This window comes from Kribbella sp. NBC_01510 (assembly GCF_045040325.1).
Taxonomy (GTDB): Bacteria; Actinomycetota; Actinomycetes; order Propionibacteriales; family Kribbellaceae; genus Kribbella.
Map to the genome: position 1 here is coordinate 5,797,658 of NZ_CP109418.1, position 16,066 is coordinate 5,813,723.

15 protein-coding genes are annotated in these 16,066 nt (G+C 68.8%); 5 read left to right on the plus strand and 10 right to left on the minus strand.

Translation table 11 applies throughout. The features are described 5' to 3' along the window. Positions 1-471: 471 nt before the first annotated feature. Genes OG558_RS28890 through OG558_RS28900 form a run of 3 tightly spaced genes read right to left on the minus strand, consistent with a single transcriptional unit; the run spans position 472 to position 3,188 of the window. The gene (locus OG558_RS28890; protein WP_405065808.1) at positions 472-1,464 is read right to left on the minus strand and encodes an EamA family transporter; all 993 of its coding nucleotides are present in this window, start codon (positions 1,462-1,464) and stop codon (positions 472-474) included. A gap of 45 nt (positions 1,465-1,509) precedes the next feature. Then, a complete protein-coding gene (locus OG558_RS28895) occupies positions 1,510-2,184 on the minus strand; it encodes a hypothetical protein (protein ID WP_405065809.1) in 675 nt (224 codons plus the stop codon). Positions 2,185-2,210: 26 nt separating this feature from the next. Beyond that, positions 2,211-3,188: a DUF5937 family protein gene (locus OG558_RS28900; RefSeq protein ID WP_405065810.1), complete on the minus strand. Its 978-nt coding sequence runs from the start codon at positions 3,186-3,188 to the stop codon at positions 2,211-2,213. Positions 3,189-3,255: 67 nt separating this feature from the next. Here OG558_RS28900 and OG558_RS28905 point away from each other — a divergent pair, with 67 nt between their 5' ends. Then, positions 3,256-4,485 carry an MFS transporter gene (locus OG558_RS28905; RefSeq protein WP_405065811.1) on the plus strand — a complete coding sequence of 410 codons (1,230 nt, stop codon included), beginning with the start codon at positions 3,256-3,258 and terminating at the stop codon, positions 4,483-4,485. Here OG558_RS28905 and OG558_RS28910 read toward each other — a convergent pair. Together OG558_RS28910 and OG558_RS28915 are read right to left on the minus strand one after the other, a co-directional pair. After that, positions 4,434-5,435 carry a LacI family DNA-binding transcriptional regulator gene (locus OG558_RS28910; protein WP_405065812.1) on the minus strand — a complete coding sequence of 334 codons (1,002 nt, stop codon included), beginning with the start codon at positions 5,433-5,435 and terminating at the stop codon, positions 4,434-4,436. The genes OG558_RS28905 and OG558_RS28910 overlap by 52 nt on opposite strands. Before the next feature lie 14 nt (positions 5,436-5,449). Beyond that, entirely contained in the window at positions 5,450-7,171 is a 1,722-nt protein-coding gene (locus OG558_RS28915; protein ID WP_405065813.1) for a glycoside hydrolase family 36 protein, read from the minus strand. 102 nt (positions 7,172-7,273) lie between these two features. On the opposite strand from OG558_RS28915, the gene OG558_RS28920 reads away from it, so the two are divergent. Genes OG558_RS28920 through OG558_RS28935 form a run of 4 tightly spaced genes read left to right on the plus strand, consistent with a single transcriptional unit; the run spans position 7,274 to position 11,704 of the window. Then, entirely contained in the window at positions 7,274-8,515 is a 1,242-nt protein-coding gene (locus OG558_RS28920; RefSeq protein WP_405065814.1) for a hypothetical protein, read from the plus strand. Then, the gene (locus OG558_RS28925; protein WP_405065815.1) at positions 8,512-9,771 is read left to right on the plus strand and encodes an extracellular solute-binding protein; all 1,260 of its coding nucleotides are present in this window, start codon (positions 8,512-8,514) and stop codon (positions 9,769-9,771) included. The genes OG558_RS28920 and OG558_RS28925 overlap by 4 nt, the downstream gene beginning before the upstream one ends. Positions 9,772-9,779: 8 nt before the next feature. After that, positions 9,780-10,826 (plus strand): sugar ABC transporter permease, encoded by a 1,047-nt coding sequence (locus OG558_RS28930; protein ID WP_329475763.1) that lies wholly within the window; start codon positions 9,780-9,782, stop codon positions 10,824-10,826. After that, entirely contained in the window at positions 10,823-11,704 is an 882-nt protein-coding gene (locus OG558_RS28935) for a carbohydrate ABC transporter permease (protein WP_405065816.1), read from the plus strand. The genes OG558_RS28930 and OG558_RS28935 overlap by 4 nt, the downstream gene beginning before the upstream one ends. On the opposite strand, the gene OG558_RS28940 is transcribed toward OG558_RS28935, so the two are convergent. The 5 genes from OG558_RS28940 to OG558_RS28960 all read right to left on the minus strand — a co-directional run bounded on the left by OG558_RS28940 (position 11,705) and on the right by OG558_RS28960 (position 16,057). Then, positions 11,705-12,337: a response regulator transcription factor gene (locus OG558_RS28940; protein WP_329475765.1), complete on the minus strand. Its 633-nt coding sequence runs from the start codon at positions 12,335-12,337 to the stop codon at positions 11,705-11,707. It abuts the gene before it with no gap. Then, entirely contained in the window at positions 12,330-13,565 is a 1,236-nt protein-coding gene (locus OG558_RS28945) for a sensor histidine kinase (protein ID WP_405065817.1), read from the minus strand. The genes OG558_RS28940 and OG558_RS28945 overlap by 8 nt, the downstream gene beginning before the upstream one ends. A 12-nt stretch (positions 13,566-13,577) precedes the next feature. Continuing rightward, positions 13,578-14,342, minus strand: coding sequence for an ABC transporter permease (locus OG558_RS28950; protein WP_405065818.1), 765 nt, complete (start codon positions 14,340-14,342; stop codon positions 13,578-13,580). 236 nt (positions 14,343-14,578) lie between these two features. Then, positions 14,579-15,514, minus strand: coding sequence for an ABC transporter ATP-binding protein (locus OG558_RS28955; RefSeq protein ID WP_405065819.1), 936 nt, complete (start codon positions 15,512-15,514; stop codon positions 14,579-14,581). 102 nt (positions 15,515-15,616) lie between these two features. Further along, on the minus strand, positions 15,617-16,057 hold the full coding sequence (locus tag OG558_RS28960; protein ID WP_405065820.1) for an STAS domain-containing protein: 441 nt from the start codon (positions 16,055-16,057) through the stop codon (positions 15,617-15,619). Positions 16,058-16,066: the final 9 nt, after the last annotated feature.

Below are 16,066 nucleotides of genomic sequence, written 5' to 3' on the forward strand. Positions count from 1 at the left end.
CGGGTGGGGCACGGGCGGAGCGGGAGCCGGGCGGAGCGGGAGCCGGGCGGGACACGGCGGAGCGGGAGCCGGGCGGGACACGGCGGAGCGAGAGCCGGGGCGGGTTCGAGGGGTTGACGGTGGGATCGGTGCGGATCTGCGGGACCTGGGACACCAGCTGGGGTCGTCGGACAGGTTGTGCCCTGTCCGCGGTCCCTGGCACCTGTCCGAGGTCGCACTGATCCCGCCGTCGCCCGGGGGCCTCACACAGGACATGGTGGGCGGGGACCTGACATTGCAGATCCCCGCCCACCACAAGCTGTCTCAGGTCAACGGATCCGGCCTCCGCCGAGGACGCGGCACGCCGGCCACCATTCACACATTGAGCAGGAGACCCGGTTATCCCCTCCCGCTGTGCCTTCTCCGCCCGTACACCAGGGGAGAAGGCGCAACTCGAGTTGATAACCCCTCAAATGGAGGAGGGGCGGGTGGTCAGATGCGGGCCGGGTCGAGGTCGGCGGTGCGGGGGTCCGGGGTGTCGGAATCAGGATCGGAGTCCGGGATCTCCGGAGGCACGACCTTCCCGACCGACGATTGGGCCACGAACGCCCCGACCAGGACGATCGCGCCGCCGATGATCTGGTTGGTGCTCAACGTCTCGCCGAGCAGGATCAGCGCGAAGATGCTCGCCGCGACGACCTCGACGTACGCGACTGCTCCGCCGATGGCGGCCGACAGCCGCTGGATCGCGGCGGCACCGGCCAGGTAGGCGACGACCGTGCTGACCACGATCAGCCAGCCGGCCAGCACCCAACCGGGAGCGTGCCGGTGGCCGATCGCGATGGTGTCGACCAGCGTGTGCCACGGGATGCCCCAGGGCGCGGAGATCAAGGTCAGCAGCACGGCACCGACCACACTCCCGGCCGCGGTCATCACCAGCGGATCCGCGGCACCCGTCAGCTTGTCGATCAGGATGAAGTACGTCGCCTGGCACGCGGCCGCACCGAGTCCGGCGAGCAGGCCGACCGCGTCGAGCTGCAGCCCGGACCAGATCTCGACCACCGTGGCGAGACCGATCAGCGCGATGCCGACACCGAGTGCGGCGGACCGCGGTACGGCGACCTTCTGGCCGAACTTCAGCCACGCGACCACCAGCACCGGTCCGGAGAACTCCAGCATCAGCGCGACGCCTACCGGCAACCGGCTGGCCGCGATGAAGAACAGGGTCTGGCACCCGGCGATCCCGGTCAGCCCGTACAGCACGAGGGACTTCCAGGACGATCGGGCCGCTCGGAGTCCCGCCGCACCACGGAAGATCAGCACGAGCGGGACAAGCAGCGCGGCGGCGCCGAGGATGCGTAACCAGGCCGCCTGCTCAGGCGTGAAACCGGCCCCGATCAGGGCCTTGGCGAACGGCCCCGACCCACCGAATGTGATCGCGGAGAACACCGCGAACCCCAACCCCACCGACTTCGTGCTGTACATGGGCATAACAGTCTCATGCCCATTACATCCCTGTCGAGACAGATCTCAGAGGACGTTGATCGCGCGGGCCGCGATCACCGCGAGGGTGAGGAGCGCGATCGACGACTGGATCCCCATCAGTGTCTTCGTCCGCGCGCTCAGTGGCATCGTGTCGGTCGGGCTGAACGCGGTCGCGGCCGTGAACGAGACGAACAGGTAGTCGGTGAACCCGGGCAGCCAGTGTTCCCACCCGGGAAGGTCGACCGTCATCTGCGGGAACAGCAGGTCCGCCCGCTCCATCTGGCGCTCGTGTTCGGGCGCCCGCGCGAACGGGCCACCGCGGTCGATCTCCCAGTACCAGACCGCGAAGGCGACGAAGTTCGTCACCCAGATCACCACAGCGCCCTTCACCAGCACTTTGCCGTTGGTCGCCTCGCCGGAGTTGAGGAAGGCGATCAGGCCGGCCAGGTACAGCGCGTTGACGAGGACCAGGATCGCGACCAGCACGAGTTCCACCCAGCGCAGCCAGGGCTCGTCCCGGCGAAGGTGGAACGGGTTCGTCCACACCAGCGGCAGCAGGAGCAGCGCACCGATGATGGGCATGAGCCATTGCGGCAGCAGATTGATCTGCGTCGGCACGAGCAGTTGCAGGATCAGCACCGCTAACACCGCCAGCGACGCCGGCCACCGCCGCGTATGACGACTGCTCGGTCCGGCAGCGGGTTTCGGCTCCTTGTTCACCCCAGCATTCTGACCCCGAAACCTGGTTAACCGACGGAGGCGTCGATGACGGCTTGTCCGACCTCCGTACGGCGATAGTGCACCTGATGTCCCGTACGACGCCGAGTGGCGAGACCCGCGTCGTACAGGGCGGAGAGGTGTTCGGCGACCGTGGCCAAGGCCAATCCGTATTGAGTGGAGAGCGCGCTGGTGGTTGCCGGTGGGTCGAGTGCGACCAAGAGGGTTGCGCGGGTGCGGCCGAGGAGGCGGGCCAGGGGATCCGGGGGAGCGGGTGCATCGGACCAGAGACGGGCTGCGCCGCGGGCTGGGTAGACCAGAGTGGGTTGGTAGCTCGGGTCGACGACGATGACGAGGTAGGGCCATGCGAAGACGCCGGGGGCGAGGAGCAGGCCCTGTCCGGTGAGATCACGGTCTTCCGAGCGATACCGGGTGGCGATCAGGCGGTCGTCCTCCCAGGTGAGCGTCGGGTGCAGGTCGTCGAAGAGCGCGGCCAAGCCGCCGTCGGTGAGCTGCTGACCGCGGTACGCGATGTCGTCCTCGAGGACGCGGCTGATGAGTGGCCAGTCGGGCTGGATCAAGGTGATCCACGCGCTCTCGATCTCGTCCGCGAGTCGTTCCCGGGTGCCGGCGAGGTCCTGCAGCATCCGGTTGATCGCCGGTGCGGCGGGGTTGCTGAGCTCGTCGCGTGAGCGGATCAGCTCGGTCCGCACCCGCTCGAGCGGCGTACTGCGGACCCGGGCGATCTCGGTCGTGAACTTGGCCCGCGAAGCCTTCGGCGGTGGAGTCAGGAAGTCCGGCGTGAACCCGACGCGGGGCTGCAACGCCTTCACGCCGCGAAGATCGAGTCCGGCCGCGGCTCCGCGCTTCGTCTCCACCCAGCCCGCGTACAGCGGCTGATGCTTCGAGCCGTTCAGCACTCGCACCGCCGACATCGTCTCCCACAACGGCGACGCCCCGAACCGGCAGCGCAACGCGTCGCCCTGGGTGAAGCGCAGTACCGTCATCGCAACGAACTTTCGGTCACAACCAAAACTCTACGCCGGCGCCGTCGCGGTCGGGCACGCTCGCGACGTGAGCGCGACTGTTGTGACACCCAACCCCGGCTATCGAGGCGTCCTGCGCGTTCCCGGCATGCCCGCCATCTTCCTCGCCCACACGGTGTCGATGCTCGGGACGGTGGCCGCCCAGGTCGCGTTGTCGATTCTGGTGTTCGAGCGGACCGGGTCGCCGTTGCTTTCGGCCCTGGTGCTGGTGTGTTCGTTCCTGCCGTACGCGCTGGGTGGAATCCTGCTCTCGTCGATCGCGGACCGGTTCCCGGCACGGCGGGTGCTGGTCGGCTGTGACCTGCTCAGTGGGCTGTGGATCGGCGTCATGCTGATCCCCGGACTTCCGGTGGCGGCGCTGCTCGGGCTGTTGCTGGCGACCGGGATCATCGCGCCGGTCTTCGCCGGCGCGCGGGCCGCGAGTCTCGCGCACCTGCTGCCCGGTGACCTGTTCCCGATCGGGAGGTCGTTGCTTCGGGCAATCAGTCAGGTGACGGTGCTGACCGGGTTCGCGCTGGGGGCGGTCGCGGTGGCGGCGATCGGGCCCACCTGGTTGCTCGCGCTCGACGTGGTGTCGTTCGTCGCGTCCGCCGTGCTGATCGGCGTGGGTACGCCGTACACCCCGGCCGGTGAGCGTCGGCGCAATACGGTCCGTGACTCCTGGGCAGGGCTGCGCTACCTGTTCACCACCAAACGGCTTCGCCGTCTGATCCTGCTGACCTGGGTGGCGCCGGCGTTCTCCTCGGTCCCCGACGGTCTGGCGGTCGCCTACACAGCCCAGGCCGGAACGGTCGCGGCGGCCGCCGGTGCGCTCTTCACCGGTTACGCGACCGGCACAGTACTCGGCGAGTTCGTCGCCGCGCGGTTTCCCCCTTCCACGCGGCGACGGCTCGTCGTTCCACTCCTGCTGATGACGCAGCTCCCGGCGATCGCCTTCGTCCTCACCCCGTCCATCCCGGTCGCGGCCGTCCTGCTCGCGGTCTCGGGCGCAGGTTACGCGTTCAACCAGGGCGTCGACCCACTCATCCTGCAGGCGGTCGATCCGTCGTACCGCGGCCGGCTCTTCACCGTCCAGACCAGTGGCCTGATGGCGATCCAAGGCGTCAGCATCGCCCTGGCCGGCGTCGTCGGCACCTTCCTCGCCCCGAACCTCACCATCGCCGCGGCCGGCATCCTCGGTACGGCGACCACACTCCTGATCGCCCGTCAGGCACTCGAGCGGACTACCAGGGGAGCGGTGACCAGCCGGCCGGGCTGATCGACGTCGCCGCTGATCTCCTGGAGCGCGCGGTCGAACAGGCACGATGCGATGTCCCGCAACGGGATCCGCGCTGTTGTCAGTGGCGTGTCGAGCATGCTCGCGAACGGGAAGTCGTTGAACCCGGTGACCGCGACATCCTCGCCGACCGTGAACCCGCGCCGCTGCAACGCCCGCATCGCGACCACGGCGTACGCGTCGTTGTCCGCCACGAAGACATCCGGCTGATCGGCTTCCTCGACGTACGACGCGACTGCCTCGAGCGACCGGAACGATCGCACGAGCGCCGACGGGAATTCCTGTAGGAACCCGGCCTGGCGCTGATGCACCCAGGGCAAGGCGCTGTCGGTCGCCAGGTAGACCGCGCGCGAGCGTCCGGTCGACCGCAGGTGCTGCGCGATCCCCGCCATCGAGGTCTCGTTGTCCACGTCGACCCAGCACTGCCGATGCTGCGGCCCGGTCCGCCCGAACGCGACGAACGGGAACCGCCGCTGGCTGAGGAACTCGATCCGCTCGTCCCGCGGCATCGTCTCCAGAACGACGATCGCGTCGACCTGCCGGGCGGCGATCAGCTTCTCGTACAGCGCGATCTCCGTCGCCCCCTCGGTCGGCGTCGTGACGTGCACGCCGTACCCGGACACCGCTGCCGCCTTCACCAGGCCACCGAGCAGACCGTGCAGGAACCCACCCAGGCCCGGGTTCTGCTCGCTGAACGCGTCGTCCTCGAGGTAGAGCGGCAACCCGATCACCTGGCTGCGGCCGGATGACAACGCCCGGGCCGCGTGGTTCGGGGTGTACCCGAGCTCCTCGATCGCGGCGCGCACGGTCCGGACCGTCGGCTCGGCCACCCGGTGCGGCGCGTTCAGTACGTTCGACACCGTCATCGCCGATACCCCGGCCCGCCGGGCCACATCCGCGACGGTCGTCCGCCGCGGCTTCTGTTGCGTCAATCCAGCCCCCTCTGTCAGACCCGTTCGATCCGGGTCACCCCGGCGATCGGTACGTCGATCGCCCACACCTCCGGCGGTGTCGTCCGCCCGCGATGCACCTCCGTGCCCGAGCAATCCGACACTACGAGGTCGACCGGCCCAGGTCCGGCATCTTCCACGATGATCCGGCTCGAAGCACCGCCGTTCACCAGCACGATCGACCGATCGGTGTCCGTCACCCGCACCACAGGGTTGGTGAAAACGGCCACCACAGTCTCCGCACCGACAGCCCGGACCTGCGTGTACCGAGCATCCGGCCGCGAAGGCACCAGTACGCCGTCCAGCAACACGTCGGCGTGATCACTCAGAAAGCCGAGCCAGTACCGGACCACGCGCTCGTGCTCGGGCGACATCGCATCCAGCTCCATCGACACCTGCGGCGTACTGAACATCGCACCGATGAACTGCTGCGCGACGTTCTCCGCGGACGCCGACGGGTGCCACATCAGCATGTCCGAGTGCACCGCGCGATCCCCGGCCAGCAAGCGGCTGTCGATCGTGCGCACCCGGTTCTCCACCGGGTCCATCGCGCAGTCCCCGGCGCGCAGGAACGTGCCGAACTGCCACAGCCGCGGGTTCACGTAGTCCTGCCGGAACTCGATCAGCACGTCCGGCCGCAACTTCCGCAACTCGGTGGTGATCGCCTGCAGCAGCGACTCGACACCCTCGTCGACGGAGGTGCAATCGGCATCCGGCGCCCGCGGCGGGGAAGACCATGCCCACGAGTCGATGAAGTCGATCTTGAGCCCGTCGGCACCCCAGTCCCGCACCGGCCGGATGCAGCTCTCCAGGAGGTGCTCGCGCACCTCGGGGTAGCGCGGATCCAGCACCGCTGTGACCTCACCGTCCGCGAAGCCGAGAATGCGATCCTTCAACCGATCCCAGGACTTCGAGTGCACGCCGATCAGCGGCGGCGCGATCCAGAGCACGTAACGCAATCCGAGCTCGTGCACCCGGCGTACGTGCGAGGCCATGTCGGGGAACGTCCGGCTGGTCGGCTCCCAGTCACCGCAGTACGCGTACCCGCGGGCGGTGTCGTCGGTCTGCCAGCCGTCGTCGACGATCACCGCAGTACAGCCGTACGACGCTCCCGCGCGGGCGTGCCGTTCGACGGACTCGGCGGAGACGTGCTGGTGGTCGCTGTACCAGGTGGAGTACATCGCCTCCCGCGCCACCGACGGCACGGGCGCGATCCGGTCGCCGAGCTCGGTAGTCCACTCCGCGGTCACGCCCCGGAGCGCCTCGGCGAAGTGCAGCTCACGAAGGTCGATCCGCAGGGTGAAGCGCCGGGCTTCGACGTCGTCCACGGTGAGCTCGATCAGCTGCTCGGCGGTCTCCTCGTTCACACCGACGGCGAAGTCACAGCCGCGGACACTTGCCGACAAGGAGATTGTCGACAAGCTGCGGTCCTGTGCGTCGACGAGGGCCGCGACCGGCGCGGAGCGGACCGACCGGACATCGCGGTGCGAACCCCAGTCGATCGGCAGCTCGCGACGCGAGCCCTGCGTGGCGCGCCACAGTGTCACCGCGGTCTCGGCCGGCCAGGTCCACCGCAGCGTCACCGGGCCGTCGACGGCCACGTCGTACCGCAGCACACCCGGCTCGACGGCCGGCCGCTCGGTCACCGTGGCGGTGCCGTCGATCGTGCCGGTGCGGTGTGTGCGGCCGTCGGGCGAGCGGATCTCGAAAGTCGTCACGTTGGGGACTATAGCGGTAAAACCAGATCGCCAGAAGGTATTGACCGAATTGGTCCAGGTCTCTAGTTTTAGCGCTAATATCGGATTCATCGAGGAGTGCCCGTGCTGGCTGTGAGCTCCGACAACCCGCTCGTCGAGGACGCCTTCGCCTGGGCTCGCAAGCGGGCGCTGGACTGGGTCCAGACGGACGCCGAGCCCGGCAACCTGCCGTCGTACTGGGCCGGCTATCCGTCCCGGCCGATGTTCTACTCGCGCGACGTCTGCCACCAGGCCACCGGTGCGCATCTGCTCGGGCTGGACGCGGAGAACTTCGCGATGTTCCGGCACTTCGCGCGTTCGGCGACGCCGGCCCGGAAGTGGTTCCCGATCTGGGCGTTCCACTTCGACGGGCGGATCGCCGCGCTCGACTACCACCACGACGAGCACTTCGTCCGGGAGATCCCCGCGGTGTTCGACCTCAGCTTCCGGGCGCTGGAACAGTACGACTGGACCGGCGACCGCCGATGGCTCGACGACCCCGACCTGGCGGCGTACTACCGGCACAGCGTCGGCGAGTTCATCGAGGCCCATGACGCCGACGGCGACGGCGTCCCCGAGGCAGGTGGGACCGGCGACATCTTCCTCGGCACCGCCACCTACAACGAGCGGGAGGCGCCGCTCATCGTCGCGGGCGACGGCATGGCACTCCAGTACGCCGTACTCCGCAAGCTCGGCCGGGACGCCGAGGCCGAGCGGATCCAGGCGACGTACCTGAACGACTGGTGGAACGGCGACCAGTTCGCTCGGGGGCGGACCAAGGACGGGTTCGACTACGGGTGGGGCCTGGAGTCGCACGACCTGGTCCCGCTGTTCGGGCTCAGCGGCACCGGGGAACGCAACGAGCGGCTCCTCGACTACATCGAAGCCCGGATGGAGTCTCACCCGCCGTTGAACATCGAGTCGTTCAGCTACCTCCCGGCCGTGTTCTTCAAGCACGGTCGCGACGAATCCGCCTGGCGCTGGACGAAGCATCTCATCGACAGCCGGGACGACTACCCGGAGATCTCCTTCACCGTCGTCGAGCACCTCGTCGCCGGACTGCTCGGGCTGCGGCCGGACGCGGCGTCGGCGACGTTGACCATCGAATCCCATCTGCCGGCCGAGATCGGCCGGCTGACCGCCGACCACGTCCGGGTCGGCGGCTGGGATCTCCGGATCAGCCAGGAAGGCCGGCACACGACCGAAGTCACCGTGCACAGCGGACCGGGGCCGCTGACGGTGACGGTCGGCCCAGGAAGCACCATCCGCATCCTCGAACCCGGTCGGACCGCCCGGGTCAGCACCCAGCCGAAGGACCCCTCATGAAGCAACCCAACCGCCTCATCCCTGTGGTCGCCGCCGTCCTGCTGGCGGCAGGCTGCGCCACCGGCAACCAGCCCGCCGGCAACAACGCCGGCAACACCTCCGGGGACTCCGCCACCATCAGCTTCTCCTTCTGGGGAACGAATTCCGAGGCCGCGTCGCTCAAGGCGATCGCCGCGGCCTTCGAGAAGGCCAACCCCGGCACGAAGGTGACCACGAACTGGATCCAGGCCGACTACGAGCAGAAGCTGCAGACATCGATCGCGGCCGGCACCCAGTCGACCGTGATGGAGATCAGCAACACCAGCCTGGCCGGCTTCGCGCCGAGCTTCGCCGAGCAGACCGTTGACCCCGGCAAGTACGTGCAGCCGAACATCTCGTCCGCGCTGCAGTTCCAGGGCAAGTACTACGCGATGCCGTTCGCCGCGAAGCCCAAGGTGATGGCGGTCAACACCGACGCGTTCAGGGCGGCCGGCGTGCCGTTGCCTAGCGCAACGACCCCGCTGACGCTGGACGAGTTCAAGACGATCGCCGCGAAGCTGTCGCACGGCGACGGCAAGGCGCGCGTCTACGGCTCGAGCAACCTTTGGTACCGCGGCTGGCTGACGGCCGCCGGTGGTGGCTACTACAACGCCGACGGGACCGAGTGCACGTTCGGCGACGAGACCGGCGTGCAGACCGCGCAGTACGTCGTCGACCTGCAGAAGGACCGCTCCGCGCCGACCTCGGTGGACATCCAGGGCCAGGACCAGGCGCAGTGGTTCGCGGCCGGACGGCTGGCCACCTTCAGCGACTTCGGTCCCTGGACGGTCGCCGACTTCGCCAAGATCAGCAAGCCGAACTGGACCCTGGTCCCGGTGCCCGGCAAGGGATTCCCGATGGAGGTGGACGGGCTCGGGATCGCGAAGAACGCGTCCGGCAAGCAACTCGAGACAGCGAAGAAGTTCGTCGAGTTCGCCAGCACGCAGCAGGTCGCTCAGGACCAGCTGATCCAGGGCAAGACGGCGCTCGGCGTACCGATCATCGCGGCGTCGACGCCGACGCTCGAGAAGGTGCTGCCGGCCGATCGCAACCTGGCCGCGTTCACCACCGCGCTGAAGAGCGGCATCGTCGGCCCGTCGGTCGCCAAGGAGGCGCAGATCTCCGGTGACGCGGAGAAGGGCATGACGAGCTACACCCCGCTCGGTACCGGCAAGGACGACGTCGCCAAGATCCTGCCGCAGCTGGCCGCCAAGTGCACCCAGTCGCTCAAGCAGTGAGGTAGCCCGTGAACCCGACCATTGGCTGGATCCGGGGACTCGCCGAATCCTGGGGCGTCCCCACCGTACTCGTGCCGCTGGTCCCGTTCCTGCTCCTGCTGATCGTCCTGTACGCCGTCATCGGACTGGCGGCGTACGGGGCGCGGCGGAAGTGGCCGCGGGCCGACAAGACGATCGCGTTCTGGCTGTTCGTCTCGCCGTGGCTGATCGGCTTCTGCCTCTTCACGGTCGGGCCGATGGTGTCCTCGCTGTACGTCAGCCTGACCTCGTGGGACCTGATCACGCCGCCGAAGTTCGTCGGTCTGGCCAACTACACCGAGGCGTTCCAGGACCCGCGGGTCGGGCAGGCGCTCAAGGTGACCCTGCTGTACGCCGTGATCAGCGTGCCGCTGCAGGCCGTCCTGGCGTTCCTGGTGGCCCTGCTGCTGAACACCGAGCTGCCCGGGATGCGGTTCTTCCGGACCGTCTGGTACCTGCCGAGCCTGGTGTCCGGCGTGGCCCAGATGGTGCTGTTCCTGTGGGTGTTCAATCCCCAGTACGGCTTGGCGAACGACGTACTCGGCAAGGTCGGGATCGACGGGCCTGGGTGGTTCAACGATCCGTCCTGGGCGCTGCCGACCGTGATCCTGATGAGCCTGTGGACGGTCGGCGGGGCGATGGTGATCTACCTGGCCGGGCTGAAGGACGTGCCGACGAACCTCTACGAGGCGGCCGCGCTGGACGGCGCCGGCCCGGTCCGGATCTTCTGGCACGTGACGCTGCCGCAGATGTCGCCGATCATCCTGTTCAACGCGCTGACCGGGATCATCGGCGCCCTGCAGATCTTCACCCAGGGCTTCGTCGCGAAGGGCGGCCCGAAGGACTCGCTGCTGTTCTTCGTCTACTACCTGTACGACAACGCCTTCCAGAACTTCCGGATGGGCTACGCGTCCGCACTCGCCTGGATCCTGTTCGTCGTCATCCTCGCGCTCACCCTGGTGACGGCCCGAGGCAGCGCGTTCGCCGTTTACTACGAGTCCGATCTGTCCGGTCGCCGCAAGAGGAGGACCCGATGACGGCCCTGGCCGAAGCACGTCCCGCGGTGGCGGTCCGCACCGATCGTCCGTTCTGGCGCCGGAACGTATCCCTCACCGCCGTCCTGTACGTCGTCCTCGCCCTCGGATCGCTGGTGTTCGTCTATCCGTTCCTGTGGATGCTCGCGACATCGCTGCGATCCCTGGCCGGAGTGGGCGGTTCCGGAGCCAGTGTGTGGCCGCACGAGTTCCTGTGGGACAACTACACCGGGGCGATCACGTCGTTCCCGTTCTGGCGGTACGCGCTGAACTCGGTGCTGACGACGTTCATCCCGATCGTCGGGACCGTGTTCTCGTGCTCGCTGGCCGGGTTCGCGTTCGCGCGGTTGCGGGTGCGGTTCTCCGGGGTGGTATTCGCCGTCGTGCTGGCGACGATGCTGCTGCCGGGAGAGGTGACGATGGTGCCGCAGTTCATGCTGTTCAACAACCTCGGCATGATCGACACGCTCTACCCGCTGATCCTGCCGGCGTTCTTCGGGTCGCCGTTCTACATCTTCTTGTTCCGGCAGTTCTTCGCCCGGATGCCGTCGGAGCTGGCCGACGCCGCGGTCGTCGACGGGTGCGGCTGGTTCCGGACCTTCCTGCTGGTCTACCTGCCGCTGGCCCGGCCGGCCGTGGTCGCGGTGTCGATCCTGTTGTTCATGGGCTACTGGAACAACTTCCTCGGGCCGGCCATCTATATCAACTCCGACCAGTGGAAGACCCTCCCGCTCGCGCTGGCCGGCTTCCAGTCCGTCAACGGCACCGACACACCGTTGCTGATGGCAACCTCCGTGCTGATCACGCTCCCTTGCCTGGTGGTCTTCTTCGTCGCTCAGAAGCAGATCACGAACGGCATCACATTCACCGGAGGCCGGTGATCAGTCCTGACCGAGGATGCCGAGTTCGTAGCCCTTGGCCACCGCCGCCGCGCGGTCGGTCACACCGAGCTTGGTGAACAGGTGACTGAGGTGGGTCTTCACCGTCGCCTCGCTGATGAAGAGCTCGCGGGCGATCTCGCGATTGGAGGTGCCTTTGGCAACCAGTGCGAGGACCTGGCGTTCACGGGCGGCCAGCGGAGTCGCCGCCGGCGTACGGACGGCGGAGACCAGCCGAGAGGCGACGGCAGGGGAGAGCACTGTGCGTCCTGCTGCCGCTTCGCGGACCCCGGTGAACAGCTCGTCCTGCGGCGCGTCCTTCAGCAGGTAGCCGGTCGCGCCCGCCTCGATCGCGGGCAGTGTGTCGGTGTCGGTGTCCCACGTGGTGAGGACCAGGACCTTCGCCCGGGCGCCGCGGCGGGTCAGTTCGGTGATGGCGTCCAGTCCGCCGCCTCCGGGCATGCGCAGGTCCATCAGGATCACGTCCGGGTCGAGCTCGGCGGCCAGTGCCACCGCCTCCACGCCGTTGGACGCCTCGGCGAGCACGGTGAAGCCGGGCTCCGCCTCGAACATGCCGCGCAGACCGTTCCGGACCACTGGGTGGTCGTCGACGAGGAGGAGCGAGATCTCAGCCATGGAGCACCAACGGTACGCGAGCCGACACCGCCGTACCTGAGCCCGGCTCGGACTCCACTGTGAGCGAGCCGGCGATGCGCTCGGCGCGGGCACGCATGCCGTCCAGGCCGAAGCCGCCGGTACCGGTGCGGGTGGGCAGCGTCATCGGACCGAATCCTTTCCCGTCGTCGCGGATGTCCAAGGTGACCTCGTCGTCCATGTAGCTGAGTGTGACCCCGACACGAGTAGCGGCCGCGTGCTTGGCCACGTTCGCCAACGCCTCCTGCGTGATCCGCAGGAGGGTCGCCGACACCTCTCCGTGCAGATGCTGCGCCGGACCCGTGAGGGTGAACTCCGCGCGTACGCCGGTTCGCTCCGCCCACTGGTCGACCGTCTTGCGCATCGCCTCGGGGAGCCCGTCGTACGACAGGCCGACCGGAGCGAGGTTCTGCACGGAGCGGCGGGCCTCGCCCAGGCTGTGCCGGGCCAGGTCGGTGGCCCGGTTCACGTGCTCTCGCGCGGCCGCCGGGTCGGCGGTCTTCGCGACGACCTGAAGCTGGGCGATGATGCCGGTCAATCCCTGGGCGATGGTGTCGTGGATCTCGGCGGCCAGCCGCCGGCGTTCGTCGGCGATGCCCGCTTCCCTGGCCTGGATCAGGAGCTGGGCCTGCAGAGCGGCGTTCTCCTCGTGGGCCTGCTGGAGTTCGGCGATGGTGGCCGCCCGGGCCCGGGACCGTTCCTCCTCCTGGTCGGCGAAGTGCCGGACGACGGTCAGCAGGACGTTGTTGGCCAGCAGCAGGCCGGCGAACACGATCCACTTCGTCGAGTCCTCGACCGGGATGCCGCTGGTCTGGGCCCCCGCCACCGGGATGGAGCAGGCGAACAGGGCGAGCCGCTTCCAGCGCTGTGCGGGGATCAGTTCGTCGGTGTCGAAGTACCCGGCGACGGCATAGAACGCGAAGAACGGATTCAGCACGGTCAGGGCGAAGCCGATCGCCCAGCGGACGGTGTAGTACGCCGCCGAGATCCAGTTCGGTCCTGGGCGGGTGCGGGAGATCCAGCTCCACCACAACTGGAACACGAGCGCAGCCACGACCAGCCCCGCGGCCGCGATCCGGATCGCGGCGGTCGGCATGATCAGCCCGGCCGTGGCGGCCGACAGGAGCGTGGCGACGCCGAGCAGCCCGTACGGCATCCCCTTGAGGTACAGATCCCGCCGCCGGTCGAGGTCCGTGTCCGCAGTCGTCACCTGCTCAGTCTCCTACTCCCACCGGAACCAGCGAGTAGCCGCGGCCGACAGAAGGACAGCCCACGCGGCGAGGACCCCGAGGTGCGACCAGGCCGGCCAGTGGCCGGTCGACGCCTGGTCGAGGGCGCGGGCCGCGGCGCCGAAGGGAGTGAGTACGACGATGTGGGCAAGGAGATGCGGCATCGCTCGCACGGGCAGCCACATACCCGCGCAGAACAAGCTCGGGAAGAACACCGCGGTGCCGATCGCGGTCGCGATCCGCGCCGTCCGGGCGAGCGCTGACACCAGGGCTCCCAGGGCCAAGGCAGCGGCGGCCGTGAGCAGCAGCGCCAGCGCGTAGCCGAACGCCTGCTGCGGCAGCCGTACGTCGAACGCGAGCCGGCCGATCGCCATGCAGGCCAGCGCCGACACCAGAGCCGCTGCGCCGTTCAGACCCATCTGCGCCGACAACAGCGCGGACGGGCGGACCGGAGTCGCCGACATCCGGCGCAGGATGCCGCGCTCGCGATAGCCGGTGAGGACGGGTGGCATCGCCTGCAGGCCGGTCACGATCAGCGCGACCAGGACGAGGATGGGGACGTACACGTCGATCAGCCGGAGGCCGCCGAGGCCTGGGTCGGCCTTCCGGAACGACGGGATGCTGCCCAGGATCACCAGCAGCAGCGGCGGGAATCCCAGGATCCAGAAGAGGTTGCCGGGCTCGCGCCGGAAGAGCCGGGACTCCGCCCGGAGAACGGCCCGGCCGGGGTTGGTACGCGTCGGTGCTGTCGTGCTCATGGGGCCTCCCGGCCTGGACTGAGGAGCGGAGGGAGCCCGGTCATGGGGCCTCCCGATCTCGACTGAGGAGCGGAAGGAGCGAAGCGACTGGAGCGACGAGGGAAGAGCGGGAGTACCAGCCCCATGACCTGCCGCGCCGGAGGCGTGGCGATATGCACCGCGACTGGAGCGACGAGGGAAGGGCGGGAGGAAAAGCCCCATGACCCGCCGTGCCGGAGGCGCGGCCAAAAGTACTGTCATGAGTTGGCTCCGGTGAGGTCGAGGAATGCGTCGTCCAGCGTGGCGTCGGTGACGCGGAGCTGGTGGGCCGTGATGCGGTGCCGGGCGAGGAGCGAGAGCACCGCGGTGACGGTGTCGTCGGACCCGGCCAGCGTGATCCGGCCCTCCTTGTGCTCGACGGATGCGAGCGCCGGCAGCGCGGCCAGCTCCTCGTCGTCGAGCGCTGCCGACGGAGTGAACGAGATGATGGTGGACCCCGCCGTACGGCTGATCAGTCCGCGGGGGGTGTCGAGCGCGGTGATCCGGCCCTTGTCGATCAGGGCGATCCGGTCACACAGCCGCTGCGCCTCCTCCATGAAGTGCGTGACCAGGAGGACGGTGACGCCCCGCGCGCGGACGTCCTCGACGACCTCCCAGGTGTCGCGGCGGGCGCGCGGGTCGAGCCCGGTCGTCAGTTCGTCGAGGACGACCACGCGGGGGTTGCCGATCAGGGCGAGGGCGATGAACAGGCGCTGCTTCTGGCCGCCGCTGAGGACACCGAACCGGGTGTTCAGCTGGGCGACGAGGCCGAGGCGTTCGGCGAGTGGGCGCCAGTCGGCCGGGTTCGGGTACAGGGCGGCGTACAGCTCGAGCGCCTCGCGGACGGTGAGCTTGGCCTGCAGCTCGCTCTCCTGGAGCTGGGCGCCGAGGACCTGGGTGACGGCCGCGTGGTCGGCGATCGGGTCGAGACCGGCGACCCGGACCCGGCCGCCGTCGGGGACGCGCAGTCCCTCGACGCACTCGACCGTGGTGGTCTTGCCGGCGCCGTTCGGGCCGAGGATCCCGAAGATCTCGCCCTCCTCGACGGCGAACGACACACCGTCGACGACACTCCGGCCGCCATAGGACTTCCGCAGCTCACTGACTTCGACAACAGGCCCTCGGGCCGTCGTCCGCACACTCTCCAAGGTCATACGACGACTCTCGCGGAGAGACCACCCCGCCCGAATCGCCCATCAGGCTCGACCGGTCATCACCCGATCGGCTGATCCCGCAGTACGACGTCCTCGCCGTACCTAAGTCAGTGGGACTGGGCGGTGCGCGGGCAGCGCGTCCGCGAGGGTCGGGTAGTGGTCGAGCGGCCGGTCGAGTCCCGCGGCCCGGATCAGGTCGGCCAGCCACTGCCCGGCTCCGGACGCGCGCAGCCAGCCGCCGTGCTGGACGGCCAGATCGTGGGCGTCGACGAGGACGTGAAGGCCGGCCGCCTCCATCGCCGTGACGCGGCGCAGGTCGACGACGAGCTTGGACAGCTTGGTGGTGATCACGTGCCCGAGCTCGGTCCGGAACGCCGGTGCGGTGGCGACGTCGACCTGACCGGCGACGCGGACGACCGCGCACTCTCCGACCGCGCTCCAGCTGAAGACGAAGGGGCCGCTGATGTTCGTCGGCGGAGCTATGGATCCGACCACCCGTGGGGCCGAGCCACGACGGTGGCCTGCATCGTGTCGAGACTTCATGTCGTCCCC